The sequence below is a fragment of the Hoeflea sp. genome (genome assembly GCF_984452065.1).
Genome location: NZ_CFHWAF010000017.1, coordinates 1 through 25,329, shown reverse-complemented (window position 1 = coordinate 25,329; position 25,329 = coordinate 1). Strand labels below are relative to the sequence as shown.

The following is a 25,329-nucleotide window of genomic DNA, read 5'->3' as shown; positions in this document are numbered from 1 at the left end:
CGGCGGTGTTCCCGCCGCAGACCTGTTCTAGAGGAATAACGTTACCGGACTGTTATTGAGACCTTAATCAAAACTAAATTCGGCGCATTTGTTCTATTTTTTTTCTTCGCCGCGAAGCAGATTGATAATACCGGAGAAATCGGTGCCCCCTTCCCCGGCGGCATTGAAAAGTCCGTAAAGCTGCAGCGCGCTGGCGCCGAGCGGTGTCACGGCGCCAGCGCTTTGGGCAGCCTCCTGCGCCAGTTTCAGGTCCTTCAGCATCAGCGCGGCGGCAAATCCGGGCTTGTAGTCATTGTTGGCCGGCGATGTCGGGACCGGGCCCGGAACCGGGCAATAGGTGTTGATTGACCAGCACTGACCGGACGACGTCGACGCCACGTCAAACAGCGCCTGATGCGACAGGCCCAGCTTCTCGGCCAGCACGAAGGCTTCACCCACACCGATCATCGATATGCCGAGGATCATGTTGTTGCAGATTTTCGCCGCCTGTCCCGCGCCGCCATCGCCGCAATGGACAACGCGGCCGGCCATGGGGTCCAGGATCGGCTTGGCCAGAGCAAAGGCCTCCTGCGCGCCGCCGGCCATGAATGTCAGCGTACCGGCTTGCGCACCGCCGACACCGCCCGAAACCGGCGCATCCACCGACAGCATGTTGGCGTTTGACGCCATGTCATGGGCCCGCCGGGCGCTGTCGACGTCGATCGTGGACGAATCGATGAACAATGCGCCCGGCTTCGCCTGCGGCAAAACGTCCTCATAGACGGAAATCACGTGCGCGCCCGCCGGCAGCATGGTGATCACCACATCAGCGCCGTCGACAGCCGCCGCGGCATCCGACGCGATGGCGAGACCATACTCCTCGGCCTGGCTCAGATTGTCGGCGACGAGATCGAATCCCGTGACGTTCAGGCCCGCCTTGACGAGATTGGCCGCCATCGGGTTGCCCATATTTCCAAGGCCGATGAATGCGATATTGGTCATATATATTTCCGCCTTTGCGCAATCGGACCGTCAGCGGCCGAGCTGGCGCGCAATGATGACCCGCATGATTTCATTGGTGCCCTCGAGAATCTGGTGAACCCGCAGGTCGCGAACCAGTTTCTCGACGCCATAATCGGCCAGATAACCGTAGCCGCCGAAGAGTTGCAATGCGTCGTTGGCGACCTCGAACCCTGTATCGGTCACATAGCGCTTCGCCATCGCTGACCATGCCGTCGCGTCAAAGGCCTTGCGGTCAAGCCGGTCGGCGGCCGCGTAGAGCATCAGGCGCGATGCTTCAAGCTCCGTCGCCATATCGGCCATCTTGAACTGCAGACCCTGAAACTGGTTGATGGTCTTGCCGAAAGCCTGCCGCTCGGCCGTATAGGCGACGGCTTTCTCGAAGGCGGATTGCGCGCCGCCAAGCGAACAGGCGGCGATATTGAGCCGGCCGCCGTCAAGGCCGGCCATCGCGATCTTGAATCCCATCCCTTCATCGTTGATGCGGTTTTCGACCGGGACGCGGCAATTGTCGAAAAGAACCTGCGCCGTGGGCTGGATATGCCAGCCCATCTTGACTTCCGGCGCGCCGAACGAAAGCCCGGGCGCGTCTTTGGGGATGACCAGGGCCGAAACCCCGCCGGGTCCGTCCTCGCCGGTCCTGACCATGGTGACGTAGATGTCGTTGACGCCGGCACCGGAGATGAACTGTTTCGCGCCGTTGATCACGTAATGATCGCCATCGCGTACGGCGCGCGTTTTCAAGGCCACCGCGTCGGAACCGGAACCCGGTTCCGTCAGACAATAGCTGGCGATCTGCTCCATCGCCGTCAGCCCCGGCAGAAAGCGCTGGCGCAACGCGTCGGAGCCGAAACGGTCGATCATCCACGCGGCCATGTTGTGTATGGAGATGAAGCTCGAAAATGCCGGACAGGCCTTGGCCAGTGCCTCGAATATCACCACGGCGTCGAGACGGCCGAGCGCCGAACCGCCGACATCGTCGCGAACATAGATGCCGCCAAGACCGAGCGGCGCGGTTTCACGCACGACATCCTGCGGGAAATGTCTGTCCTGATCCCATTCCACGGCGAAAGGGGCCACGCGATCCTGCGCGAAGGATGTGACCATATCCTGTATCGCCCGCTGCTCCTCGGTCAGTCCGAAGCGCTCCTGCTGCGGTTCGACAATTGCATCCATTGTCATCCTCCCTGACGTCATGGGGCACTGACGCGCAAGACGCGCCAAACGCTCCAACATGCTAACAAAACAAACGACCGTTCATTTCATGAACCATTTTTCCGCCGTCCGGTAAAGGGTCATGTGACATTTTTGACATGACCGGCCGCCGGATCGACAAAATTGCGCCCCCTATATTGTACCCGACACGATTTTTCCGCAAACTTGTGCACAGTTCGTAATATGCGTAATCGGGAAGTGAAGAGTTGACGCGCCGCAACACCTATCACCGTCCGGACAGGCTCGGAACGCGGAAAGGCCGCACTATCCTCGCGATGGTGGGTCTTTTGGCGCTTTCTGCCTGTACCAGCACAAGCTCAGGCCTGACGACCGTCTACTACAAGGTGCCGGGAACCACGGTCGAGCAGATCAACGAGCAGATCGCCCGCCGTGGGCCGCAGAACGGCCATGCCATAGGCACGACCGAGACCCGCATGACACCGAAGGTCAAGACGGTACGCGACGGTGACACGTGCCGAATCGAAAGCGCGGACATTGATCTCGACCTGCTGGTGACGCTGCCGGAATGGTCGGAACTCAACAAGGCCGACGGCAGAACCCGTTCGGCGTTCGAGGCACTGAGCAAACATGTCGTCTGGCACGAGCAGCAGCATGTCGAGATCTCGAAGAAACACTCCCGCCTGATCGAGGAAGCGCTGGTGGCCATACCGCCGCAGAAGACCTGCCGCCAATTGATGACCAAGGCGCGGACCGAGTTCCGTTCGATGTTCGAGGAGCACAATCGCGAACAGCGTGCCTTCGACGCCGCCGAGCGCGAGGCGATCGAACGGCGCCTGCGTTCGCTTGGTTACCTCAGCTAGAGCTGCTCCTACTCCGCAGCATCCGCCTGTTCCAGGCCCTCGATGCGCGCCGCGCAATATTTGAACTCCGGGATTTTGCCGAACGGATCGAGTTTCGGATTGGTCAGCCGGTTGGCCGGACTTTCGTTGAAGCAGAACGGCATGAAGATCATCCCGTCCGCGACTTCCCTGTCTGCCCGCAACACGGCCTCGACAACTCCGCGGCGCGTCTCCACCGAAACCATCTGGCCCGCCGCCAGCCCCTGACGTTCGATCTCGTAAGGATTCATGACCGCGATGCCCTGCGGCTCGATCTCGTCAAGCACGCCGGAACGGCGCGTCATCGCCCCGGTGTGCCAGTGTTCAAGCAAACGCCCGGTGGTCAGCACCATCGGATAGTGTTCGTCCGGCACCTCATCGGGCGGCAGGAGGTCGGCCGGGACGATTTTCCCGCGCCCGTCGGCCGTTGGAAAGCCGTCGCGGAAGATCACTTCATTGCCGGGCCTGTCGAGCGCATCGGCCGGATAAGTCACCGCATCCTCGCGCTCGATCCGCTCCCAGGGAATGTTGTTGAGCGAAGGCATCACCGAGGCCATCTCGTTGTAAACCTCGGAGATATCACTGTAGGTCCAGTCAAGACCGATGCCCCTGGCAAGGCTGACGATCAGCTCCCAGTCCTGGCGCGCCTCGCCCGGCAATTCCAGCGCCGGTCGCCCGATCTGCACCTGACGGTTCGTATTTGTGTAGGTTCCGAGCTTTTCCGCATGGGCGGAAGCCGGGAAAACAACATCCGCGTGCCACGCCGTTTCCGTCAGGAAAATATCCTGAACCACAAGATGTTCGAGCTTGGCGAGCGCGGCGCGGGCATGAAGCTGGTCCGGGTCGGACATGGCCGGGTTTTCACCCATGATATACATGCCCTTGATGACATCGTCGTGGATCGCATCGACGATCTCGACGACCGTCAGCCCCTTGACCGGATCGAGCGGCCGGCCCCACAGGTCTTCGTAGTTGCTCCTGATGTCCGTATTTTCCACCGACTTGTAATCGGGGAAGAACATCGGAATAAGGCCGGCATCGGACGCGCCCTGCACATTGTTCTGGCCGCGCAGCGGGTGCAGGCCGGTGCCTTCCCTGCCCACATGGCCTGTCGTGAGCGCCAGCGCGATCAGGCAGCGCGAATTGTCCGTCCCGTGCGTGTGCTGCGAAATGCCCATGCCCCAGAAGATGATGGACCGCTCCGATGTCGCATAGACCCGCGCAACGGTGCGCAGGGTTTCCGCATCGACGCCGCAAACCTCCGCCATCGCTTCCGGCGTGAAGTCCTTGACCTTTTCCTTCAGGGCTTCGAAACCGGAGACATTCGCCTGGATATACTGCTCGTCATAGAGCTTTTCGGTCACGATGACATTGAGCAGCGCATTCAGCATGGCGACATCGCTGCCCGGCTTGAACTGCAGCGCATGGGTGGCGTGCCGCATGAGGTTCTGGCGTCGCGGATCCATGATGATCAACTGCTTGCCCTGCTTGACCGCCTGCTTGAAATAGGTCGCGGCAACGGGATGGTTCGTCGCCGGGCGCGCGCCGATGATCACAATGCAGTCAGCCTTCATCGCATCCGTGAACGGTGCCGACACCGCACCCGATCCGACGCCTTCGAGCAGCGCGGCAACGGACGACGCGTGGCACAGCCGGGTGCAGTGGTCGACATTGTTGGTGCCGAAGCCCTCGCGGATCAGCTTCTGGAACAGATAGGCTTCCTCGTTGGAGCCCTTGGCGGACCCGAAGCCGGCAAGCGCCGCCCCGCCATCGCGGTCCAGAATGGTTTTGAGGCCCGAGGCCGCCTTTTCCAGCGCCTCCTCCCAGCTCGCCTCGCGGAAGACGGTGAGCGGGTCCACATCGCGCAGGTCGATATCGCCGGCCTTCGGCGCATCGTCGCGGCGGATCAGCGGTTTGGTCAGCCGGTCGGGCGAGTGGACATAGTCGAAACCGAAACGGCCCTTGACGCACAGCCGGTTCTCGTTCGCCGGACCGTTGCGCCCGTCCACCTGGACGATGCGGTTGTCCTTGACGGCGACACTGGTCTGGCACCCGACACCGCAGAACGGGCAGACACTGTCGACCACCCTGTCGAATTCCTGCACGGCGCGGGTCCTGTTCTCCTCGTCCATCAGCGTCTTTTCAAACAGCGCGCCGGTCGGACAGGCCTGAACGCATTCCCCGCACGTCACGCAGGTCGACAGACCCATGGGGTCATGGATATCGAACACCGGCACGGAATGATTGCCGCGTCCCGCCATGCCGATCACATCATTGACCTGGACCTCGCGGCACGCGCGCACGCAGGCTCCACAGGTGATGCAGGCTTCCAGGTTGACGGCAATCGCCGGGTTGGTGAGATCAAAGCCGGTGTCCATCCCGTCATCGGCGAACTTGGAGGGAAACCGGTCCGAACCGGCAATACCCATCATACCGGCCCAGTTCCAGAACTCCGACTGATTGTCCGGTCCTTCGGCCGGCGCGCGCATATCGCTTGCCAGCAGTTCGAACACCATGCGGCGCGATTTGTCCGCTCTTTCGGTGTCCGTGCGAACGATCATGCCTTCACCGGGCTGCCTGATACACGATGCGGCCAGGGTGCGCTCGCCCTCGATGTCGACCATGCAGGCGCGGCAATTGCCGTCCGGCCTGTAACCGGGTTTGTCCAGATGACAAAGATGCGGAATGCGCGTGCCCTCGCGTTTGGCCACCTCCCAGATCGTCTCGCCGTCACGGGCGGAAACGGTTTTGCCGTCCAGCTTGAAGCTAATATCCGTCATCTCAATCCAACCTCGCCGGATACACCTTGCCCGGCGCCGCGCAAAACACCTGGCAACACATCATTATTTGCCGCGCTGCATGAAAAGGGCAAGCGGTAAAGCAGGGTGGAACAGACATTGCAGCGATGTGGTCGCAACCCGGTGCCCGCCGTTTCACGGTCAGAGCTCGTGCCTGAAATAGGTCAGGAGATGATTGACCGGATTGGGCGCGGCCTGCCCAAGCCCGCAGATGGAGGCATCCCGCATGACGGCCTCGAGATCCCGGACGGCCGCTTCGTCCGGCGGGCCTTCCCGCTCCAGGAGCGCGACCATCTTTTCGGTTCCCGACCGGCACGGCGTGCATTGGCCGCAGCTTTCATGCTTGAAAAACTTCAAAAGGTTGAGCGCCGCATCCTTCACACTGTCCTTGTCCGACAGCACCACGATGGCATGGGAGCCGACAAAGGCATCGAGCTCGGCAAGCCTGCCGCCGAAATCGAGCGGCACATCGTCAAACCGCGCCGGCAATATGCCGCCGGACGCGCCGCCCGGCAGATAGGCCTTGAAGGTGTGCCCCTCGGCCATGCCGCCGCAGTAATCGTCGATCAGTTCACGGATGGTGACGCCGGCCGGCGCCAGTTTGACGCCCGGTTCCCTGACCCGTCCGGAGACCGACCATGAGCGCGGCCCCGGATGACCGGGTTTGCCCTGGTCGGCAAACCATTGAGCGCCGTTCTCGACAATGTCGCGAATCCACCAGAGCGTCTCGACATTGTGGTTGAGGGTCGGCCGGCCGAAGAGCCCGACCTCGGCGATATAAGGCGGGCGGTGACGCGGCAGTCCGCGCTTGCCTTCAATGCTCTCGATCATGGCGCTCTCTTCGCCGCAGATATAGGCGCCCGCGCCGCGGCGAAGCTCGATAAATCCGGGTTCGATCACACCGGCTGCCTCGAGCGCGGCAATTTCCGTGCGCAGGATTTCCAGAACGGCCGGATATTCGTCGCGCATGTAAAAATAGATGCGCTCGGCTTCCACGGCGTGCGCTGCGATCAGCGCGCCCTCAAGCGTGCGGTGTGGATCGCTCTCCAGGAGATAGCGGTCCTTGAAGGTTCCGGGCTCGCCTTCGTCGCCATTGATCGTCATCAGCCGCGGCCCGGCATAGGATCTGACGAAACCCCATTTCTTGCCGGCCGGAAAGCCCGCGCCGCCAAGGCCGCGAAGCCCCGCATCCGACAGGCTGTCCAGCAGCGTCTGGACCCCGATTTCTCCGGATTTCACCTTCTCGTAAATCCGGTAACCGCCATATTCCTGATAGGCGTAGAGATTGACATAGTCCGGGATGACCGCGTCGAAACCGCCCTCCCCGGCCAGCCGCAGCAACCCGTCCGCCGAGGCGTGATCGACTTCGCGGTCGCCGACCCGCGCGGCCGGCGCCGTATCGCAGCGTCCCATACAGGGCGCGCGCACCACCCGCATCAGCGCCGGATCGGCGCCCTTGTCGAGAGCCGATATCACGGCTTGCGAACCGGCCATCATGCAGGACAGGGAGTCGCAGACCCGCACGGTCAGAGGCGCCGGCGGATCCTCGCCCTCGCGCACGACATCGAAGTGATCGTAGAACGAGGCCACCTCGTAGATTTCCGCCTGGGGCAAGAGCATCAACTCGGCAAAGGCGCGGATATGCGCCGCCGAAAGGCAACCATAGGTGTCCTGAACCCGGTGCAGATACTCGATGAGCAGGTCGCGGCGCAGCTTTCGACCTTCAAAGAGCGCGCGCATTTCCTCGAACGCGGTGTCGTCCAGGGGGCGCCCCTTCGGACCGCGGTCTCGGCGCCTGACATTGACATGCTGATTCATGTTTCCGCGTCCCCTGATCGGTCGCCTGAGCGGATCACCGCTCGGTATTTTCAATGCATATAGACAGCATGCCGAAACAAAAGCCAGCCCGATTGCGGCAGCGGAACGTCGCAAGATCGGCACTGTCCCCAGCGCCGAAAGATGAGCTATGTCGCTTTCAAGCTATCAATTTTTTTGATCAAGCATCAAATCATTCAAAGCCAAACATGAATTTATCCTGTTTTGATGGTTGCTTGGAAGTTTTTACTCTGTTCCATTTTTACGCTTTAACCCCGACCTGAAACGTCATAAGCTCACACCATGTCGCAAAAAGACCATTGCCCGCCTTTTTGTTGCTCTTCTATGCTCGTAACGGTCGCAAAGGCCGGCGGGGAAAGCAGGCCGGGAATGCGGGACAAGGCCGGTCTGTCACAAGATAAACGACCTGGTGCTTTGCAGTGAAGCAGCGGGACGTCATAGTATCAAGACACTGCGAAACGGGAGACCTTTTACCATGAAGAAGCTTATTGCTTCATCGCTCTTAGCCACAGGAATGATGTTTTTCGCCAACACCGCATCGGCCGATGAATGCGGGACGGTGACGATCGCCCAGATGAACTGGCAATCGGCGGAAGTGCTGGCCAATATTGACCAGATCATCCTTTCCGAAGGTTACGGCTGCGACGCTGAAATGGTGCCGGGCGACACGATGCCCACCTTCACCTCGATGAATGAGAAGGGTCAGCCCGACGTGGCGCCCGAACTCTGGGTCAACGCATTCCGTGACGCCGTCGACGCGGCCGTCAAGGAAGGCCGCCTGCATATCGCAGCCGAATCGCTTGCCGATGGCGGCGTTGAAGGCTGGTGGGTTCCGAACTACATCGTCGAAGCCTATCCTGAAATCAAGACGATCGACGACGCGCTCGCCCGGCCGGACCTCTTCCCGGATCCGGAAGACCCTGACAAGGGCGGCGTCTACAACTGCCCTTCGGGCTGGAACTGCCAGATTACCACCGGCAACCTCTTCAAGGCCTATGGCGCTGAAGGCAAAGGCTTCCAGTTGGTGGACACCGGCTCGGCCGCCGGGCTGGACGGCTCGATCGCCAAGGCGTTCTCACGCAATCAGGGCTGGCTCGGCTACTACTGGGCACCGACCGCCATCCTCGGAAAATACGAGATGGTCCGCCTTGGATTCGGCGTTCCCCACAGCAAGGAAGAATGGGACGCCTGCACGTCCCAGCTCGATTGTGAGAATCCGAAGCCGAATGCATGGGCGAAGTCGGAAGTCTACACGGTGGTCACCGACGAGTTCCATAAGCGCGGCGGCGCGGCCTATGAGTACCTGTCCAACCGTTCCTGGGGCAACAAGACGGTCAACAGCCTTCTGGCATGGATGGTCGACAACCAGGCGACCGGTGAGGAAGGCGCGCGCTATTTCCTCGAGAACCAGGAGGAAATCTGGACCAATTGGGTGACGCCTGAGGCGGCCGAAAAGGTCAAGAGCTACCTCGCCAACTCTTAAGAAAAACGGAAGCCCGGCGCAAACCGCCGGGCTTCTTGCTATGTGCTGACAAGAACAAGAAAAAGCGTCCATCTGCGGGGCTGGAAGGGACCACACAATGGAATGGCTCATCGAATTTCCGAGTATGAACGGGGCAAGTCTGCGCGCGCTGAAAAAGGCGATTGACGACGGCTTCAGAAACTTCACGCGCGAATATGGCGAATATATCGAGCTGTTCTTCGAGCCGCTCAAGCAGTTTCTCATCTGGTCGGAAGACCTGATGACCGAAACGCCGTGGCCACTCATCATCATGGCCATCGCTCTGATCGCCTGGCTCGCCAGCCGCAACATAAGGATTGTCGTCGGCGCCGTCATAACCCTGCTGCTGATCGGTTACTTCGATATGTGGGAAGACACGATGAAGACCATCTCGATGATCTTCGTGTGCACGGTCCTTGCCATTATCATCGGAATTCCCATCGGCATCATCATGTCCCGCTCGGACCGGGTCCAGGCGGTGATCAATCCGATCCTTGATGTCATGCAGACCATGCCGAGTTTCGTCTATCTCATTCCCGTGGTCATGCTTCTGGGCATCGGCAAGGTTCCGGGCCTGATCGCCGTGGTCATCTATGCCATTCCGCCGATCATTCGCCTCACCAATCTGGGGATCCGGCTTGTCGACAAGGATGTGCTTGAAGCGGCTGACGCGTTCGGCTCTTCCAACTGGCAGCGGCTGAAGAACGTTCAGATGCCGCTGGCGCTGCCCACCATCATGGCCGGCATCAACCAGACCATCATGATGGCGCTCGCCATGGTCGTCGTCGCCTCCATGATCGGCGTTCAGGGACTTGGCCAGCCGGTGCTCAAGGCCATCGCCAACCAGTATTTCACGCTTGGCGTCTTCAACGGTCTTGCCATTGTCGGCATCGCCATCATTTTCGACAGGACCAGCCAGGCATTCGGCAAGCGTCTGCAGAAACACCAGGAGGTCGTCCATGGCTGATCCGAAGGCAAGCCCGGGCATCTCCGTCCGCAGCCTGTACAAGATTTTCGGCAAGACGCCGGAGAAGTTTGTCGATCTTGTCAAGGAGGGCATGAGCAAAGCCGAGCTCAACGAAAAGCACGGCCACGTGCTCGGCCTGAAGGACATCAATATCGACATGCCGGCCGGCGGCATCCAGGTCGTGATGGGCCTGTCCGGTTCCGGCAAGTCGACCCTGATCAGGCACATCAACCGTCTGATCGATCCCACCGCCGGCGAGGTGCTCGTCGGCGATGAGGATGTCTGCAAGATGAGCCCCAACCAGCTGCGCGAATTCCGCCGCCACGAAACGGCAATGGTGTTTCAGAAATTCGCCCTGCTGCCGCACCGCACGGTCATGGACAATTCCGTCTACGGCCTTGAGGTTCAGGGCGTGGCGCGCTCGGAACAGATCGAGCGGGCGCAGCGCTGGATCGACCGGGTCGGCCTGTCGGGTTTCGAGAGCAGCTATCCCAATCAGCTCTCCGGCGGCATGCAGCAGCGCGTCGGTCTCGCAAGGGCGCTGACCAACGATGCGCCGATCCTGCTCATGGACGAGGCTTTCTCGGCGCTCGATCCGCTGATCCGCATGGACATGCAGACGGTCCTGCTCGATCTTCAAAAGGAGATCCGCAAGACCATTGTCTTCATCACCCACGATCTCGACGAGGCGCTGCGCCTCGGCGACAAGATCGCCATCCTCCGCGACGGAGAGGTCGTGCAGCAGGGAACCGGTCAGGACATCGTCCTCAACCCGGCTGACGACTATATCTCCAACTTCGTCAAGGAAGTGAACCGCGGCCGCGTCATTCTCGTCGAGACGATCATGACGCCTCTCGAAGGTGCTGCGCAAGGCATGGGCATCCCGCTCGGCACGACGCTCGAGGAAGCCGCAAAAACCATGACCGACGCAAATGTCGCGCATGCGCATGTCACCGATGGCGGCGCGCCGGTCGGCGCACTCGATATCCACGAGGTCATTGCAGCCATGGTGACGCCGGTCAGCCATGAGGACGCGATCGCCGCCGAATAGGCCGGGGCAAAGCGAGACATCGGGGCGGCCTGCGGGCCGCCCTTTTTCTTCGCGTTTGGAATTTCTTGATTGCGTTAATATAAAGATATCTTTATATCGTTACCTTAATCACGCATTTTAGGATATTCGCCATGCCCACCGGATCGACCAATCCGCTTGCCGAACTCATCGCCGAAAAGGGCGTTCTGCTCGCCGATGGCGCAACAGGCACCAACCTGTTTGCCATGGGGCTGGAATCCGGCGAGGCGCCGGAGCTTTGGAACGAAGACGCGCCGGAGAAAATCACTAAGCTGCATCAGGATTTTGTCGATGCCGGCTCGGATATCATACTGACCAACAGCTTTGGCGGAACCAGGCATCGCCTGAAACTCCACCATGCTCAGGACCGGGTCTTTGAGCTCAACCGTCGCGCGGCCGAAATTGCCCGTGAAGTGGCCGACAAGGCCGGCCGACGGGTTATTGTCGCCGGGTCCGTCGGACCCACCGGCGAATTGCTGCAACCGCTCGGCGCACTGAGCTATGAGGACGCGGTGGACGCCTTTGTCGAGCAGATCAACGGGTTGAAAGCCGGCGGGGCGGAAATCGCCTGGATCGAAACCATGTCGGCGCCGGAAGAAATCCGAGCCGCTGCAGAGGCCGCGACCAAGTGCGGCATGCCCCATACCTATAGCGGATCTTTCGATACGGCGGGCAAGACGATGATGGGCCTTCATCCCAAGGACATACACGGTGTCGCCGATGAGACCATGGATGCACCCATCGCCGTGGGAGCCAATTGCGGCGTCGGGGCATCCGATATTCTCGCCTCGCTCCTCGAAATGAGCGAAGCCGCGCCGGATCGCACACTCCTCGTCAAAGGCAATTGCGGCATCCCCGAATTCAAAGGCTCGGAAATCCACTATTCGGGAACACCGTCGGTGATGGCAGAATATACACGCTTGGCAATCGACGCCGGCGCCACCATTATCGGCGGCTGCTGCGGCACCTCCTGCGACCATTTGCGGGCCATGCGCGTCGCCATCGACACGCACCGGAAGGCCGGCCGGCCGACGGTGGAGGAAATTGTCGAGCGCATCGGACCCATGCGCAACAAAGCCGCAAATGACAGCGCTGCCCCAAGGCGCGAGCGCCGCGGACGCCGGCGCGCCTGACTGTTTAAAGCGCTTCCATGTGAAACCGCGCGTGGGCGGTGTCATAACGATAGGCATCGCCGACAGGGCAGGCATTGCGAGCAAGGCACCCCGATTGCATGCATCCCCGCATGCCCTCATCCGCTGAAAGGTGTGATCTGCATGCGGCCAGGTCGAAACCGCTCTCGCTCACGGCATTCGCCGGACAGGCTGAAAGACAGGGTTTGTCAAGGCAATCGTCGCAGGGATGACCGCGCGCAACCGGCGCGGGCAACGCAATTGTACCCTCGAAGCCGAACGCTGCCCGGTATCCATGCCACAGCCCGTATTCCGGATGGATGAGAATAGCCAGGGGCGAAGGTTTCAGCCCTTCGGCGATCCGGATCCAGGATTGAAACGGCCACCATGGTTTTTCAAATGGATAAAAGGCCTTACAGCCGAATTCTGATTCAATTTCTTCGCCTATTTCGCGCGACCACGCATCCAGGGGATCGGCGCTCCGGCAGTTTCTGCGGAAGCGGCTGAACTGCGGCCAAAACGAAGATCCGGCATGACCGGCAAGAACAAGACTTTTAAAGCCCGGCACATGCAGGGAGTGATCGGCCACAGCCGCGAACTGGAGGCCGCCCCGCGCCATCAGCCCCCGGCCCCGCAAGGTTTTGTCAAGACGCCCGTATAGCCCCTTATCCGTACCTTCACGGACCGGCCTGCTCATGCATCGTCTCCGCGGAACGCCGAGCGCCAGACGTCGCGGTGGATGAGGCGCGCCACCTTCGTGCGTGCGTCGCCGGGCCCCTTTCACGTAAACGCGTCGGGCATGGCTTCCTTGCGCTGGCGGACAAAATCGCGCAGGCCGTCATTGACGCCCTCGTCAAGAGCCGGAGCCTCGTAGGAGTTAAGCCATTGCCGGCAAAGCTCGTTTGCCCGCGTCTCCATGCGTTTTTCGCCTTCCGACTGCCATTGCTCAAAGGAATTGTTGTCGGCAAGCGGCGAGCGGTAAAAGGCCGTCTGAAAATGCGACTGGGTATGCGCACAGCCAAGATAATGACTGCCCGGCCCGACCTCGCGGATCGCATTCATTGCCTGCCCGTCCTCGGAGATATCGACACCGGCGGCGAGTTTCTGCATCACGCCGAGCTGATCCGCATCGATCATGAATTTCTCATAGGACGACACCAGTCCGCCCTCCAGCCAGCCGGCCGAATGCAGCGCGAAATTCGTGCCTGCAAGCAGTGTCATGTTGAGCGTATTGGCACTCTCATGCGCAGCCTGGGCATCGGGAAGCTTCGAGGCACAAAGCGAGCCGCCGGTACGGAACGGCAGACCGAGCCGGCGCGCAAGCTGCGCCGCGCCGTACGATACCAGCGACGGCTCGGGCGTTCCGAATGTCGGCGCCCCCGATTGCATGGAAATGGACGCGGCAAACGTGCCGAAAAGCACCGGAGCGCCGGGCCGCACAAGCTGTGTAAACGAAGCGCCCGCCAACACTTCCGCAAGCACCTGTGTCAGTGTGCCGACGACGGTGACCGGGCTCATCGCGCCCGACAGGATAAACGGCGAGACGATACAGGCCTGATTGTTGCGTGCGTAGACTTTTGCCGCACCCAGCATCGTGTCGTCGAACACCATGGGCGAATTGGCGTTGATCAGATTGATGACGACACAATTCTGATCGACAAAGTCCGCCCCGAACAGAATCTTGCACATATCCACCGTGTCCTGCGCCCGCTCCGGCGCCGTCACCGACCCCATGAAGGGTTTGTCGGACAGGCGCATATGCGCATAGACCATGTCGAGGTGGCGCTTGTTGACCGGGATGTCCACCGGCTCGCAAACGGTGCCGCCCGAATGGTGCATGGACGGCGCCATATAGGCCAGCTTCACGAAATTTTCGAAGTCTTCGATCGTGGCGTAACGCCGCTCTCCCTCCAGATCGCGCACGAATGGCGGCCCGTAGACCGGCGCGAACACGGTCGCCTTGCCGCCGATCTGCACCGACCGCTCGGCATTACGGGCATGCTGCGTGAAGACGGACGGCGCTGTTTTGAGAAGCGACCGGCAAAGACCCTTCGGAAAATGCACCCGCTCGCCTTTCACATCGGCGCCGGCCTCGCGCCACAGGGAAATGGCCTCCGCATCGTCGCGGAATTCGATGCCGATCTCCTCAAGCACCGTCTCGGCATTGGCCTCGATAATGGCGAGCGCCTCTTCATCCAGCACTTCGTATTCGTTGATCCTGCGCTGAATATAAAACTGCTTCTCGCCGGGACCGCCCGTGCTGCGCGCTGCGCGCCTTGCCGCCGCGCCGCCGCTGCCGCGCCTGCCTGACCTGCGCCCCGCTTCGGGTTTTTCAGCTTCCATTCCGGCTACCTTTCGTGCCTGTGACGCGATTCTATCATGACGGAGTGACCGCCGCGCGCCGTGCGGCTGACCTGCTTCCTTGAACCATTGCCGTTCATGCTAGCCCACAACCCTTCTGCTGCCTTTCTCTGTGCGCCAAGCCGTGACGCTCTGGCGACAGGGTTTTGCGCCGATTGGACCGAAACCCGCGATCGGCTGGTCGCTTTTCAGATTGCACGGCGTCGTTTTTAAGAAGCCGCGACCTCTGTTTTTTCATCATAACACTTGTCAGGATAAGCACTTACGTGGTTCAAAAAAAGCGAATCAACCGCTTGCATCGAGGGAACGCCGATGTCCGACGACGAAATTATTTTGTCCGAACTTTCCGACGACGAACTCGTGCAGCAGATGCATGACGACCTCTATGACGGCCTCAAGGAGGAGATCGAAGAGGGAACCACCATTCTGCTGGATCGCGGTTGGGCGCCCTATGACGTGCTCACCCAGGCTCTTGTCGAAGGCATGCGGATCGTCGGCGAGGACTTTCGCGACGGCATCCTCTTCGTGCCGGAAGTTCTGCTCTCGGCCAATGCGATGAAGGCAGGCATGGCGATCCTGCGCCCGCTGCTGGCGGAGACAGGCGCGCCGAAGCTCGGCAAGATGGTCATCGGCACGGTCAAGGGCGATATTCACGATATCGGCAAGAACCTCGTCGGCATGATGATGGAAGGCGCCGGCTTCGATGTCGTCGATATCGGCATCAACAATGCCGTCGAGAACTATCTTGAGGCGATCGATGAGCATAAGCCGGACATCGTCGGCATGTCGGCGCTTTTGACGACCACCATGCCCTATATGAAAGTCGTCATCGACACGATGAAGGAAAAGGGTATCCGCGACGAGCATATCGTGCTCGTCGGCGGTGCGCCGCTCAATGAGGAATTCGGCATGGCCGTGGGCGCGGACGCCTATTGCCGGGATGCCGCCGTTGCGGTCGAAACCGCAAAGGAATTCATGAAGCGCAAACACAATTCCATGGCGGATGCCGGCTAACGTTTGTGTCAGTCCTTGCGTGTTAAAAGGCGGCTGGCAAGGCCGCCTTTTCAGTTTTAGGGTAAGAGCGATGTCAAAGACGGCAACATCAGCGCAAGAGCCTCTCCCCGTACGCGTCATCGGGTGCGGGGCGATTGCGCGCGAGATTCTGGCGGTCTGCGAGGCCAACGGGCTTGCCCATATCGACCTGACCTGCCTGCCGGCTCAGTGGCACCTTTATCCCGAACGCATCGCGCCGGGCGTGAAAGCCGCAATCGACCAGGCGCGTGAGGAAGGTTTCAGCAAAATCTATGTGGCTTACGCCGATTGCGGAACCGGCGGCATGCTGGACAAGGTGTGCGAAGAGGAAGGCGTCGGCCGCATTGCCGGCCCGCATTGCTATTCCTTCTTTGCCGGCAATGACACATTCGAAAAATGGGATGACGATATTGATTCCTTCTTCCTGACCGACTTTCTGGCCCGCCAGTTCGAGGCTTTCATTGTCGAACCGCTTGCGCTCGATCGTCATCCCGAATTGCGGGACATGTATTTCGGCAATTACCGCAAGCTTGTCTACCTGTCGCAAAAGGAAGACCCGGACCTGCAGGAAAAGGCCGAACGGGCGGCTGAATATCTTGGCCTGGAATACGAATACCGCTTCACCGGCTATGGCGACCTGCGCCCGGCTCTGATCTCCGCCAGCCAGGGTTGAAAGGCACTGGCCGCGCATATTTGACTCTTGCCAAAGCCTGACAAAACCCCCACATGTCTTGCCTTGTATGCCCTCGCCGTGACGCTGTGGGCGAGCGGGAGCAAAGAGGGTTCGAGTTGAGCGAGACATCGGTAAAAGGTCCGGTTCCCGACATCGCCGTTGACGATGACAAACATCCCGAGAGCCTTTCCGCTCTGCTCAAGCGGCTCGCCGAAGATGCCGGGCCGCGCATCACCCTGCGCGAGCTCGCCGAAGCGCTTGACGAGCGCTCGTTCGGCGCCTTCCTCCTGGTGTTTTCGATCCCCAACCTGATCCCCCTGCCACCCGGGGCAACCCTCATCCTCGGCCTGCCGCTGATCGTCGTCGCCTGGCAGATCGTGGCCGGGCGCAACAAGATATGGCTGCCCGAGCGCCTTGCCAATTATTCTCTTGAAAAGAAGGCATTACAGAAAATTGTCAAACGCTCGGAACCGTGGCTGAAATGGATGGAGGCCTGGGTGCGGCCGCGCAACTGGCCCCTGGGAAATGCGCTGTCGGAGCGGCTTTTCGGCCTTTACATCCTCTTCCTTGCTCTTGTCGTGGTCGTTCCGATTCCGTTCGGCAACTGGCTGCCGGCCTTCGCCATAGCAACAATCGGGCTGGCGCATACGGAACAGGATGGAAATTGCCTGGCGATCGGCTCCGTCATCGGCATCGTGGCCGTGCTGATTTTTGCCTTTGTCCTCTTCCTGACGACCGCGATCTTCACCTCAGTCGTATGACCCCATCCCTGCCGATATCTACGCATAATTAAGCACAATCCGCCCAGCTTTTGCCGATTGCGGCCACGCCTTATATAGATTCGCAGCGATAACGTCGTTTTTAAGCTTGGTGCGCGTCGTCGCGCAGATAGCCAGAAAAACCGATTAACACCATTTTACTGCCTAAGGAGACCTTGAATGGCTGATCTGATCACCGTTTTCTGGCGAGATATTCCCGCCCAGATTATCGTCCGCAAGGGCCGCAAAAGCGCCAAACGCGAATTGTCGCTGCGCTTTACCGAAGCCATCGACATGTGCGCGATGCGTTCAGGAGCCCACGAGACGGACGATTATCTGGCGCAATGGCGGCGCGGTGATCCACAGCCTGTTTCCGACGATCTGGAGGCGGAGGCTGACAAAGCCGCCGCGCATCTGGAAGAAAGCTACACCAAGGAACGCCTTGTGGACCTTGTGAATTCGGGCGGGAGAGCCGGAAGCAATGACGACAGTGGTGGAAATGAAACCGGCGCGACCGGATAAGATAGCGGCATCCATTGAGGTTGCACCGCGTCAGGCGGTCGAATCAGCCGACCTGCCGGGCCTGTTCCCGAAGGGAACGCATGTCTATGTGACGGATGTCGGCACCGACAGCACGGACACGCTGGTTGCGGCCGCTCGCCGGCTGCGGGAACTCGGTTTTGAGCCGGTCCCGCACTTTGCCTCCCGCAGGCTGACGACCCGCCCTGCCCTTGAAGAGCGGGTCCGTCGCATGAGCGAAGAGGCCGGCGTCGACAACATATTGGTGATCGGTGGCGGTCTGGAACGCCAGGCCGGGGATTTTTCCTCGACGATGGAGGTCCTTGAAACCGGCTATTTCGACAAATACGGCATTTCCTCAATCGGCGTCGCCGGCCACCCGGAAGGCAGCCCCGACTTTTCCGACGAGGTCGCCATGGCCGCCCTGCGGCTGAAAAAATCCTTTGCCGAGCGCAGCGACGCAAAGCTTCGCATTGTCACGCAGTTCGGCTTTGACGCGCAGAAGTTCATCTCCTGGGCCGATGGCCTGAAGGAGCACGGCATCGACCTGCCGGTACATCTGGGTGTCGCGGGTCCGGCAAAAATCACGACATTGCTGAAATTCGCCGCCATGTGCGGCGTCGGAAACTCGATTTCGTTTTTGAAGAAGAACGCGCTGTCGCTGACAACGCTTGCAACCTCGCACTCGCCGGAAAATGTCGTCGGCCCCATAGAGGAACACGTCCTGAGCGGAGCGCCGACGCCTGTCCGGCAGATTCACGTCTTTGCCTTTGGCGGATTGAAAAAAACATCGGAATGGCTTGAAGATCGCGGAACATGGGATATAAAGACATCTTTATATCCTTCTACATCAACAGCGCAGTATTGAGGACTGACCCATGGCCCGCACTATCGTTGCCTCCGCGACAAAGGAAATCGTTATCGGTTTCGATCAGCCCTTCTGCGTCATCGGCGAGCGAATCAACCCGACCGGCCGCAAGAAGCTGGCCGCGGAAATGCAGGACGGCAATTTCGAGACCGTCAAATCGGACGCGCTGGCGCAGGTTGCCGCCGGCGCGACCATGCTCGATGTCAACGCCGGCGTCACCGCCGTCGACCCCAATGCGACGGAGCCGGCGCTGCTGGTCAAGACACTGGGGATCGTTCAGGAACTGGTCGATGTTCCGCTGTCCATCGATTCCTCCGTCACCGGGGCGATCGAGGCCGGCCTCGAGGTCGCCAAGGGACGCCCGCTTGTCAATTCCGTGACGGGCGAGATCGAAAAGCTGGAAGCAATCCTGCCGCTGGTGAAGAAATACGATGTGCCGGTCGTCGCGATCTCCAATGATGAAACGGGCATTTCGGAAGATCCGGATGTGCGTTTTGCCGTTGCCAAGACGATCGTGGAACACGCCGCCGATTACGGCATCAAGGCCGAGGACATCGTCGTCGATCCGCTGGTCATGCCCATCGGCGCGATGGGCACCGCCGGCCAGCAGGTCTTCAAACTCGTGCGCAGGCTGCGTGACGAACTCGGCGTCAATACGACATGTGGCCTTTCGAACATCTCTTTCGGGCTGCCGCATCGTCACGCCATCAACGCAGCCTTTATCCCCATGGTTATCGCCTCCGGCATGACCTCGGCCATCATGAATCCCTGCAGACCGCAGGAAATGGAAATGGTTCACGGCGCAAATGTTCTGAACGCCACCGACCCCAACTGCCAAAACTGGATCATGACCTACCGCGACCATGCGCCGGCCAACGGTGCGGCGCCCGACGGGGCCGTTGCCGCGGCTGCGACCGGCGGCCGCCGCCGCGGGGGACGGCGGGCACGCGCCTGACCCCCGCCCACTGCACGGGCCGGCAAATCCGGCCTTAACGTTAAAGGCGTTGCCAGGCGGAATTCGGGAAGGACGACCGGACATGGACCGAAAGGCACAAAGCGACAAGGACCCGCTGGTCCTTTTCATGCCTTCAGGTCGCCGCGGCCGTTTCAGGAAAGGCACCCAGGTTCTGGAGGCGGCCCGCCAGCTTGGCGTCTATGTCGAGAGCGTTTGCGGCGGACGCGGCATATGCGGGCGCTGTCAGATCGAGGTTCAGGAAGGCCATTTTGCCAAGCACGGCATAACATCCGCCGAAAGCCACATTTCCGCGTTCGGCGCCAAGGAAAAACGCTACGCCGAGAAGCGCGAGTTGAAGGAAGGCAGGCGTTTGTCCTGTTCAGCCACGGTCGAGGGCGACCTCGTCGTCGACGTCCCGCAGGATGTTCAGGTCAACGCGCAGATCGTGCGCAAAGCCGCCGATACGAGGCTGATCGAACGCAACCCCGCCATTCAGATGTGTTATGTGGAGGTGGACGAGCCCGACATGCACAAGCCGCTCGGCGATCTCGACCGTTTGAAGGTGGCGCTCGAGCGGGACTGGGGATTTTCCGATATCATTGTCGATCAGTACCTGCTGCCGCGGGTTCAGAAGATCCTGCGCCAGGGTAAGTGGGCGGTCACCGCGGCCATCCACCGCGACATGGACACGGCCCGCCCGTCGCTCATCGCGCTTTATCCGGGCCTGAAGAACGAGGCCTACGGGATCGCCTGCGATATCGGATCGACGACAATCGCCATGCACCTGTCGTCGCTTCTGTCCGGCCTGACGATCGCCTCGACCGGCGCATCCAACCCGCAGATACGGTTCGGCGAAGACCTGATGAGCCGGGTGTCCTACGTGATGATGAACCCGGACGGCTGCGAGGCGATGACCAACGCCGTGCATCATGTGCTGAACGGCCTGATCGAGGAGTTGTGCGCCGAGGCCGGCATCGACCCGGCCGACATTCTCGACGCGGTCTTCGTCGGCAATCCCATCATGCACCATCTGTTCCTCGGCATCGATCCGACGGAACTCGGCGGAGCGCCGTTCGCCCTCGCCGTATCCGGCGCGGTCCATAGCTGGGCCTTCGACCTCAACCTGGCGCTCAACCACGGAACCCGCGTTTACATGCTGCCCTGCATTGCCGGACATGTGGGCGCGGATGCGGCGGCGGCGACGCTGAGCGAAGGGCCTCACCGGCAGGACGAGATGATGCTGCTGGTCGATGTCGGCACCAATGCCGAGATTGTTCTGGGCAACCGCACCCGGGTTGTCGCCGCGTCCTCACCCACCGGCCCCGCCTTCGAGGGCGCCGAGATTTCCTGCGGCCAGCGCGCCGCTGCCGGTGCGATCGAGCGTGTGCGCATTGATCCCCAGACCCTGGAGCCGCGCATCCGGGTCATTGGGGTGGAGCAATGGTCGGACGAAGCGGGCTTTGCCACGCAGGCCGAGCGGACCGGGGTGACCGGTGTCTGCGGCTCCGGCATCATCGAGGTCATCGCCGAAATGTACCTTGCCGGCATCATTTCCGAGGACGGCGTGATCGACGGCTCGCTGGCTGCCCGGTCGGCCCGCATTATCGAGGACGGCCGGACATTCTCCTATGTCCTGTGGGAGGGCGAGACGCCGCTCACCATCACACAGAACGATGTCCGGGCGATCCAGCTCGCCAAGGCCGCGCTTTACGCCGGCATCAAGCTCCTCATGGACAAGCAGTCGGTCGAACATGTCGACCGTATCGGCCTTGCCGGCGCATTCGGCTCCTTCATCGACCCGAAATATGCCATGGTCCTCGGTCTCGTCCCCGATTGCGATCTGGAAAAGGTCAAGGCGGTCGGCAACGCCGCCGGCACCGGAGCCCGCATGGCGCTCCTGAACCGCGACTACCGCCGCGAAATCGAGGAAACCGTCACCGCCATCGAGAAGATCGAAACGGCTCTGGAACCGAAGTTCCAGGAGCATTTCGTCAATGCCATGGCCTTGCCCAACAAAATCGATCCCTTCCCCCGGCTGGCGGAGGCGGTCACCTTGCCGCCAAAAGCGGAGACACAAGCGGCAGGCCCCGGCACCACGGGCCGCAGGCGGCGCAGGCGCGGCTGAGGCGCAGAAAGAAAATAGAACGCTGACGCAGAAAGGTTTCGATATCGTCTTCGAGTGCAAGACCAAGGAATGCGGCGGCGGCAATTTTGCTTACGCGCTCGACACGTTTCCGCTGCCCGAGATGGTGGTGGACCCGTTCAATTTCCGCTATCTGGGCGCCCGGCGAGGCGGAGAAAACAGCGAGATCTATGCATCCGTCGTGATCAGAGCGGACACAAACAAGAATATCCGCACACAGGTCACCGTGGTGGAACGCGACAGCCCGGCCTTCCGCATGGTCGCCGCCGGCGCCGGATTTTTGGCGCCGGTCGCGCCCAATGACAGCGAGGACGGGCGCGCAAAGAACCGGCGCGTGGAGATGATACCGCGCTGACCGTCTCTGTCTGGCATTCCTTCGTGGCTGAGGATCGCAGAAGTTTAGCAAACCTCTGCAATGATCGGTCCGGTGAAAGGAAAGACAATGACAAACGAACAGGAAACCAATTCGCTGGAGGCCAGGCTTCAGGTAATCCGGGACGAAATCGACCGGCGTCACAGCCGCATCGATGCAGGCGTGGACCCTGCCCACAACAGCGAGAAAATCAAAGAGCTCCGGCTCGAAAGAAACCGCCTTCGGGAAGAACCGGCCAGGAAAGGCGGCTGACGACGCACGCATGCGGCGCTGTCGGGCCATCCGCTACAAACTGAAATCACCGGTTTCATTCAACGTCGCGAATGCCGCGCGGATATGGTCCGCAGCCGCGGCAACCGGGGGCTCCGCATCGCCTTTGACGATCATGCCGAGCGAATAGGAGCCAATGGGCGGAAGCCCGTCCTCCTCTCCCAGCACAACCAGGTCATCGCCGACAAAGGATGTCGGCAGCGGCGCGATGGCAAGATCCGACATGATCGCCGCCCGCTGACCCGCCGTGTGAGCGCTCATATAGGCAACCCGGTACGGAATGCCGCGTTCATTGAGCCCGTCGACGGCCCCGGCGCGCCACGCACAGCCTTCTTCCCAAAGGGACACCGGCAAAGGCGAACACAGATGCGCACAGCCGCCCTTTGCTCCGGCCCAAACGAGTTGTTCCGTCAGCAGAACTTCGCCGCCCTGCGGCACACTGCCGGTCGAGCAGGTCAAAAGGGTAATGTCGAGCCGCCGTTCCTCCATGCGTTTGATGAGATTGGAACTCATGTCGATGACGACATTGACCGCGATGGACGGATGCGTCTTGGCGAACCGCGTCAACACGTTCGGCAGCACGCGCTCGCCCACATCGTCGGGCGAGCCGAGACGCACGACGCCGGAGATATCCGGGCAGACGAATTGCGAAACGGCCTCACGGTTGAGCGAAAGCAGGCGGCGCGCGTAGCCAAGCAGGACCACGCCATCGTTGGTCAAAGAGACCGATCTGGCATCGCGGGCAAAGACAGGCCGCCCCAAAATCTCCTCAAGCTTCTTGATCTGCATGGAGACCGCCGACGGCGTGCGAAAGACGATGGACGCGGCCGCGGTGAAACTGCCCGTATCGGCAATGGCGACGAAGGTTCTGAGGATATCCAGTTCCAGCAGCGGCGCGGGATGGTTCAGGGGTGCGTTCATGGCTATCGTTCAATTTTTCTGAATGAAAGGATGATTACTATTTGTTTGATTGAACCAAATAAAACCCCCATAGTCAATATCAAGGGTCGCGACCTTCTTTGAGCCGACCGGCCGTTTCGTCTCTTGGCCGGCAATTCTGGAAGGAGCCTGAACATGTTGAAACATCATACGGTTGAAGACCGTCTGTCTTCCGGACTGAGGATTGTCCCGGGCGGGCTGGATGCCGCCGCAGAGCACCGCACGGGTATCCTGCAGCGATTGCAGGACCGCATATCGACCATGTGGAAGCGCCACAAATGCCGCAGCATGCACCGTTATACGGAGCGCGAAATCGCCAGGCTGAACGATGTGATACGCCATGATATCGGCTGGCCGGCGCGTTACGATCCGCGCGAGACCTGCCGCCGGATGGGACTTTGAAACGAACCGGCGTGCCTTCCCGCACGCCGGTGTTTTTTATCGCCTTTTCGCCATTCGGCAAGGCGATGAAAACGGTCTGAAAACCGGAATTTTCCGCTTCACAGAAATCTTCGACTATGCCAAGGTCGCTGTCTCAAGAGCGCATTGATCAGGGATTGATGGCGATGGACGAAAACGCACCGCCGGTGAAGCGATCCTTTGTGTTTTACCTGGTTCCGGATTTTTCGCTGATCGCATTTGCGACAGCCATTGAACCATTGCGCCTTGCCAACAGGATATTGGGCTACGAGGCCTACAGATGGCGCGTGTCCTCCTTTGATGCCCGGCCGGTAAGAGCCTCCAACGGCATCGAGGTATCGGTCACGACGTCGCTCGACGAGGAGCGGCGCCATCTGGCCGGCGAGAAACGCCCCTCCATGGTGTTTGTCTGCTCGGGCGTCAATGTCGAAACACACGCTCAGAAATCCGTCCATGCCTGGCTGCGTGAAGTGCACAACCGCAACATTTCCGTCGGCGGCCTGTGCACAGGAGCCTATGTGCTGGCGGCCGCCGGCCTGCTCTCGGGCAGACGCTGCGCCATCCACTGGGAAGACCTTCCGGGCTTTTCGGAAAAATTCCCGCTGGCCGATGTCTATGCCGATCTCTATGAGACGGACGACAATATCTATACCTGCGCCGGCGGCACCGCTTCGCTCGACATGATGCTGAACCTTATCGGCGAGGATCATGACGATAACCTCGTCAACCGGGTATGCGAACAGGCGCTCACCGACAGGGTGCGCAATCCGCATGACCGCCAACGCCTGCCGTTGCGCGCCCGGCTCGGCGTTCAGAATTCAAAGGTGCTGTCCATCATCGAACTGATGGAAAGCAACCTGTCCGAACCCCTGTCGCTCCTCGAGATCGCCGATTACGCGGGCCTGTCGAGACGCCAGATCGAACGCCTGTTCAGGCAGGAAATGGGCAGGTCCCCTGCCCGCTACTACCTGGAAATCAGGCTCGACCGCGCAAGGCATCTGTTGATCCAGTCGTCGATGCCCGTTGTCGAGGTGGCGGTCGCTTGCGGCTTCGTCTCCGCCTCGCATTTCTCAAAATGCTACCGTGAGCTTTACGGTCGCTCGCCCCAGCAGGAACGTGCGGACCGGAAACAACTCCTGACATCCGCGGCATAGGCCGCTATGACACCTGCACGGAACCAACGCGTAAGATTAGCCGTCGCCATTGCTGTGGACGCCGAAATTATTGATGGACAATCAGGACAACCCTGAATAGAAATTTCTCAGTAAGAAACTAACACTCACTCCTTCCTGTTCCTTGGCTGCCGTCAGGGAGAACACCAACTTTCAAAGTAGTGGCTCAAATGTACGAGTTGGGTGAACGCTATCGAGACGGTCGCGGTGTGGACCAGGACCTGGGAGAAGCTTTCGAATGGTTCAGGCGAGCCACCGATGCGGGACACCCTTCGGCGCTTTACAAAATGTACGTGTTGGGTGCCCGCTATCGATACGGTTTAGGTGTGGACCCGAACCTCGAAACAGCGGTCTTCATTTTCCGGGAAGGCGCAGTCCGCGGACACGGTTTGTCAAAACTCGCGTTGGATAAAGTAGTGGCTCAAATGAGACGCTCTGCAGGAACAGGAATTGATTAGAGGAGCAGCCCCACACATTATTTACGATGAATGG

General features: G+C 60.5%; 24 protein-coding genes. 17 read left to right on the top strand and 7 right to left on the bottom strand.

Annotated elements, in window-relative coordinates:
• Window positions 1-93 precede the first annotated feature (93 nt).
• Window positions 94-987: a 3-hydroxyisobutyrate dehydrogenase gene (mmsB, locus tag AC5E6N_RS05355; protein ID WP_491746865.1), complete on the bottom strand. Its 894-nt coding sequence runs from the start codon at window positions 985-987 to the stop codon at window positions 94-96.
• A gap of 24 nt (window positions 988-1,011) precedes the next feature.
• A complete protein-coding gene (locus AC5E6N_RS05350; protein ID WP_491746851.1) occupies window positions 1,012-2,175 on the bottom strand; it encodes an isobutyryl-CoA dehydrogenase in 1,164 nt (387 codons plus the stop codon).
• Window positions 2,176-2,420: 245 nt separating this feature from the next.
• On the opposite strand from AC5E6N_RS05350, the gene AC5E6N_RS05345 reads away from it, so the two are divergent.
• Window positions 2,421-3,035 (top strand): DUF922 domain-containing protein, encoded by a 615-nt coding sequence (locus AC5E6N_RS05345; protein WP_491746850.1) that lies wholly within the window; start codon window positions 2,421-2,423, stop codon window positions 3,033-3,035.
• Between the two features lie 8 nt (window positions 3,036-3,043).
• Here the strand turns inward: AC5E6N_RS05345 and fdhF are convergent, their stop codons facing one another.
• Both fdhF and AC5E6N_RS05335 read right to left on the bottom strand, forming a co-directional pair.
• On the bottom strand, window positions 3,044-5,833 hold the full coding sequence (gene fdhF / locus AC5E6N_RS05340; RefSeq protein ID WP_491746849.1) for a formate dehydrogenase subunit alpha: 2,790 nt from the start codon (window positions 5,831-5,833) through the stop codon (window positions 3,044-3,046).
• Between the two features lie 159 nt (window positions 5,834-5,992).
• Window positions 5,993-7,669, bottom strand: a complete 1,677-nt coding sequence (locus AC5E6N_RS05335; RefSeq protein ID WP_491746848.1) for an NADH-ubiquinone oxidoreductase-F iron-sulfur binding region domain-containing protein — start codon at window positions 7,667-7,669, stop codon at window positions 5,993-5,995.
• A gap of 493 nt (window positions 7,670-8,162) precedes the next feature.
• On the opposite strand from AC5E6N_RS05335, the gene AC5E6N_RS05330 reads away from it, so the two are divergent.
• From AC5E6N_RS05330 to bmt, 4 genes are all read left to right on the top strand, one after another.
• Entirely contained in the window at window positions 8,163-9,170 is a 1,008-nt protein-coding gene (locus AC5E6N_RS05330; protein WP_491687511.1) for an ABC transporter substrate-binding protein, read from the top strand.
• A gap of 97 nt (window positions 9,171-9,267) precedes the next feature.
• Entirely contained in the window at window positions 9,268-10,155 is an 888-nt protein-coding gene (locus tag AC5E6N_RS05325) for an ABC transporter permease (protein WP_491746847.1), read from the top strand.
• Window positions 10,148-11,206 (top strand): quaternary amine ABC transporter ATP-binding protein, encoded by a 1,059-nt coding sequence (locus AC5E6N_RS05320; RefSeq protein ID WP_491746846.1) that lies wholly within the window; start codon window positions 10,148-10,150, stop codon window positions 11,204-11,206. The genes AC5E6N_RS05325 and AC5E6N_RS05320 overlap by 8 nt, the downstream gene beginning before the upstream one ends.
• A gap of 131 nt (window positions 11,207-11,337) precedes the next feature.
• On the top strand, window positions 11,338-12,357 hold the full coding sequence (gene bmt, locus AC5E6N_RS05315) for a betaine--homocysteine S-methyltransferase (RefSeq protein ID WP_491746845.1): 1,020 nt from the start codon (window positions 11,338-11,340) through the stop codon (window positions 12,355-12,357).
• Between the two features lie 4 nt (window positions 12,358-12,361).
• Here bmt and AC5E6N_RS05310 read toward each other — a convergent pair whose 3' ends face one another.
• A complete protein-coding gene (locus AC5E6N_RS05310) occupies window positions 12,362-12,973 on the bottom strand; it encodes a ferredoxin (protein ID WP_491746844.1) in 612 nt (203 codons plus the stop codon).
• 161 nt (window positions 12,974-13,134) lie between these two features.
• Window positions 13,135-14,697 (bottom strand): trimethylamine methyltransferase family protein, encoded by a 1,563-nt coding sequence (locus tag AC5E6N_RS05305; protein ID WP_491746843.1) that lies wholly within the window; start codon window positions 14,695-14,697, stop codon window positions 13,135-13,137.
• A 330-nt stretch (window positions 14,698-15,027) separates the two neighbouring features.
• On the opposite strand from AC5E6N_RS05305, the gene AC5E6N_RS05300 reads away from it, so the two are divergent.
• From AC5E6N_RS05300 to AC5E6N_RS05260, 9 genes are all read left to right on the top strand, one after another.
• A complete protein-coding gene (locus AC5E6N_RS05300; protein WP_491687505.1) occupies window positions 15,028-15,729 on the top strand; it encodes a corrinoid protein in 702 nt (233 codons plus the stop codon).
• A 70-nt stretch (window positions 15,730-15,799) separates the two neighbouring features.
• Window positions 15,800-16,420 carry a DUF1638 domain-containing protein gene (locus AC5E6N_RS05295; protein ID WP_491746842.1) on the top strand — a complete coding sequence of 207 codons (621 nt, stop codon included), beginning with the start codon at window positions 15,800-15,802 and terminating at the stop codon, window positions 16,418-16,420.
• Window positions 16,421-16,536: 116 nt separating this feature from the next.
• Entirely contained in the window at window positions 16,537-17,181 is a 645-nt protein-coding gene (locus tag AC5E6N_RS05290) for an exopolysaccharide biosynthesis protein (protein WP_491687503.1), read from the top strand.
• Window positions 17,182-17,358: 177 nt separating this feature from the next.
• Complete coding sequence (locus tag AC5E6N_RS05285; protein ID WP_491746841.1) at window positions 17,359-17,700, top strand: virulence factor; 342 nt, start codon at window positions 17,359-17,361, stop codon at window positions 17,698-17,700.
• Window positions 17,660-18,565: a methylenetetrahydrofolate reductase gene (locus AC5E6N_RS05280; protein WP_491746840.1), complete on the top strand. Its 906-nt coding sequence runs from the start codon at window positions 17,660-17,662 to the stop codon at window positions 18,563-18,565. The genes AC5E6N_RS05285 and AC5E6N_RS05280 overlap by 41 nt, the downstream gene beginning before the upstream one ends.
• Window positions 18,566-18,575: 10 nt before the next feature.
• Window positions 18,576-19,520 carry a methyltetrahydrofolate cobalamin methyltransferase gene (locus AC5E6N_RS05275; RefSeq protein WP_491746839.1) on the top strand — a complete coding sequence of 315 codons (945 nt, stop codon included), beginning with the start codon at window positions 18,576-18,578 and terminating at the stop codon, window positions 19,518-19,520.
• 82 nt (window positions 19,521-19,602) lie between these two features.
• Window positions 19,603-21,645: an ASKHA domain-containing protein gene (locus AC5E6N_RS05270; RefSeq protein WP_491746838.1), complete on the top strand. Its 2,043-nt coding sequence runs from the start codon at window positions 19,603-19,605 to the stop codon at window positions 21,643-21,645.
• Between the two features lie 127 nt (window positions 21,646-21,772).
• Window positions 21,773-22,018, top strand: a complete 246-nt coding sequence (locus AC5E6N_RS05265; protein ID WP_491746837.1) for an OmpA family protein — start codon at window positions 21,773-21,775, stop codon at window positions 22,016-22,018.
• An 87-nt stretch (window positions 22,019-22,105) separates the two neighbouring features.
• Window positions 22,106-22,288 carry a hypothetical protein gene (locus AC5E6N_RS05260; protein ID WP_491746836.1) on the top strand — a complete coding sequence of 61 codons (183 nt, stop codon included), beginning with the start codon at window positions 22,106-22,108 and terminating at the stop codon, window positions 22,286-22,288.
• A 33-nt stretch (window positions 22,289-22,321) separates the two neighbouring features.
• Here the strand turns inward: AC5E6N_RS05260 and AC5E6N_RS05255 are convergent, their stop codons facing one another.
• Window positions 22,322-23,227, bottom strand: coding sequence for a LysR family transcriptional regulator (locus AC5E6N_RS05255; RefSeq protein WP_491746835.1), 906 nt, complete (start codon window positions 23,225-23,227; stop codon window positions 22,322-22,324).
• A 153-nt stretch (window positions 23,228-23,380) separates the two neighbouring features.
• Here AC5E6N_RS05255 and AC5E6N_RS05250 point away from each other — a divergent pair, with 153 nt between their 5' ends.
• The 3 genes from AC5E6N_RS05250 to AC5E6N_RS05240 all read left to right on the top strand — a co-directional run bounded on the left by AC5E6N_RS05250 (window position 23,381) and on the right by AC5E6N_RS05240 (window position 25,295).
• Complete coding sequence (locus AC5E6N_RS05250; protein ID WP_491746834.1) at window positions 23,381-23,647, top strand: hypothetical protein; 267 nt, start codon at window positions 23,381-23,383, stop codon at window positions 23,645-23,647.
• Window positions 23,648-23,811: 164 nt separating this feature from the next.
• Window positions 23,812-24,819 (top strand): GlxA family transcriptional regulator, encoded by a 1,008-nt coding sequence (locus AC5E6N_RS05245; RefSeq protein ID WP_491746833.1) that lies wholly within the window; start codon window positions 23,812-23,814, stop codon window positions 24,817-24,819.
• 188 nt (window positions 24,820-25,007) lie between these two features.
• The gene (locus AC5E6N_RS05240) at window positions 25,008-25,295 is read left to right on the top strand and encodes a tetratricopeptide repeat protein (RefSeq protein ID WP_491746832.1); all 288 of its coding nucleotides are present in this window, start codon (window positions 25,008-25,010) and stop codon (window positions 25,293-25,295) included.
• The last annotated feature ends 34 nt before the right edge of the window (window positions 25,296-25,329 follow it).

Bases quoted from the DNA above. Each gene is read 5' to 3' on its own strand.
- AC5E6N_RS05270 (WP_491746838.1), top strand. From the start codon at position 19,603: ATGGACCGAAAGGCACAAAGCGACAAGGACCCGCTGGTCCTTTTCATG.
- bmt (WP_491746845.1), top strand. From the start codon at position 11,338: ATGCCCACCGGATCGACCAATCCGCTTGCCGAACTCATCGCCGAAAAG.
- AC5E6N_RS05305 (WP_491746843.1), bottom strand. From the start codon at position 14,697: ATGGAAGCTGAAAAACCCGAAGCGGGGCGCAGGTCAGGCAGGCGCGGC.
- AC5E6N_RS05250 (WP_491746834.1), top strand. From the start codon at position 23,381: ATGTTGAAACATCATACGGTTGAAGACCGTCTGTCTTCCGGACTGAGG.
- AC5E6N_RS05325 (WP_491746847.1), top strand. From the start codon at position 9,268: ATGGAATGGCTCATCGAATTTCCGAGTATGAACGGGGCAAGTCTGCGC.
- AC5E6N_RS05260 (WP_491746836.1), top strand. From the start codon at position 22,106: ATGACAAACGAACAGGAAACCAATTCGCTGGAGGCCAGGCTTCAGGTA.
- AC5E6N_RS05295 (WP_491746842.1), top strand. From the start codon at position 15,800: ATGTCAAAGACGGCAACATCAGCGCAAGAGCCTCTCCCCGTACGCGTC.
- AC5E6N_RS05320 (WP_491746846.1), top strand. From the start codon at position 10,148: ATGGCTGATCCGAAGGCAAGCCCGGGCATCTCCGTCCGCAGCCTGTAC.
- AC5E6N_RS05285 (WP_491746841.1), top strand. From the start codon at position 17,359: ATGGCTGATCTGATCACCGTTTTCTGGCGAGATATTCCCGCCCAGATT.
- AC5E6N_RS05275 (WP_491746839.1), top strand. From the start codon at position 18,576: ATGGCCCGCACTATCGTTGCCTCCGCGACAAAGGAAATCGTTATCGGT.
- AC5E6N_RS05240 (WP_491746832.1), top strand. From the start codon at position 25,008: ATGTACGAGTTGGGTGAACGCTATCGAGACGGTCGCGGTGTGGACCAG.
- AC5E6N_RS05255 (WP_491746835.1), bottom strand. From the start codon at position 23,227: ATGAACGCACCCCTGAACCATCCCGCGCCGCTGCTGGAACTGGATATC.
- AC5E6N_RS05335 (WP_491746848.1), bottom strand. From the start codon at position 7,669: ATGAATCAGCATGTCAATGTCAGGCGCCGAGACCGCGGTCCGAAGGGG.
- AC5E6N_RS05280 (WP_491746840.1), top strand. From the start codon at position 17,660: ATGACGACAGTGGTGGAAATGAAACCGGCGCGACCGGATAAGATAGCG.
- AC5E6N_RS05300 (WP_491687505.1), top strand. From the start codon at position 15,028: ATGTCCGACGACGAAATTATTTTGTCCGAACTTTCCGACGACGAACTC.
- fdhF (WP_491746849.1), bottom strand. From the start codon at position 5,833: ATGACGGATATTAGCTTCAAGCTGGACGGCAAAACCGTTTCCGCCCGT.
- AC5E6N_RS05350 (WP_491746851.1), bottom strand. From the start codon at position 2,175: ATGGATGCAATTGTCGAACCGCAGCAGGAGCGCTTCGGACTGACCGAG.
- AC5E6N_RS05245 (WP_491746833.1), top strand. From the start codon at position 23,812: ATGGACGAAAACGCACCGCCGGTGAAGCGATCCTTTGTGTTTTACCTG.
- AC5E6N_RS05310 (WP_491746844.1), bottom strand. From the start codon at position 12,973: ATGGCGCGGGGCGGCCTCCAGTTCGCGGCTGTGGCCGATCACTCCCTG.
- AC5E6N_RS05330 (WP_491687511.1), top strand. From the start codon at position 8,163: ATGAAGAAGCTTATTGCTTCATCGCTCTTAGCCACAGGAATGATGTTT.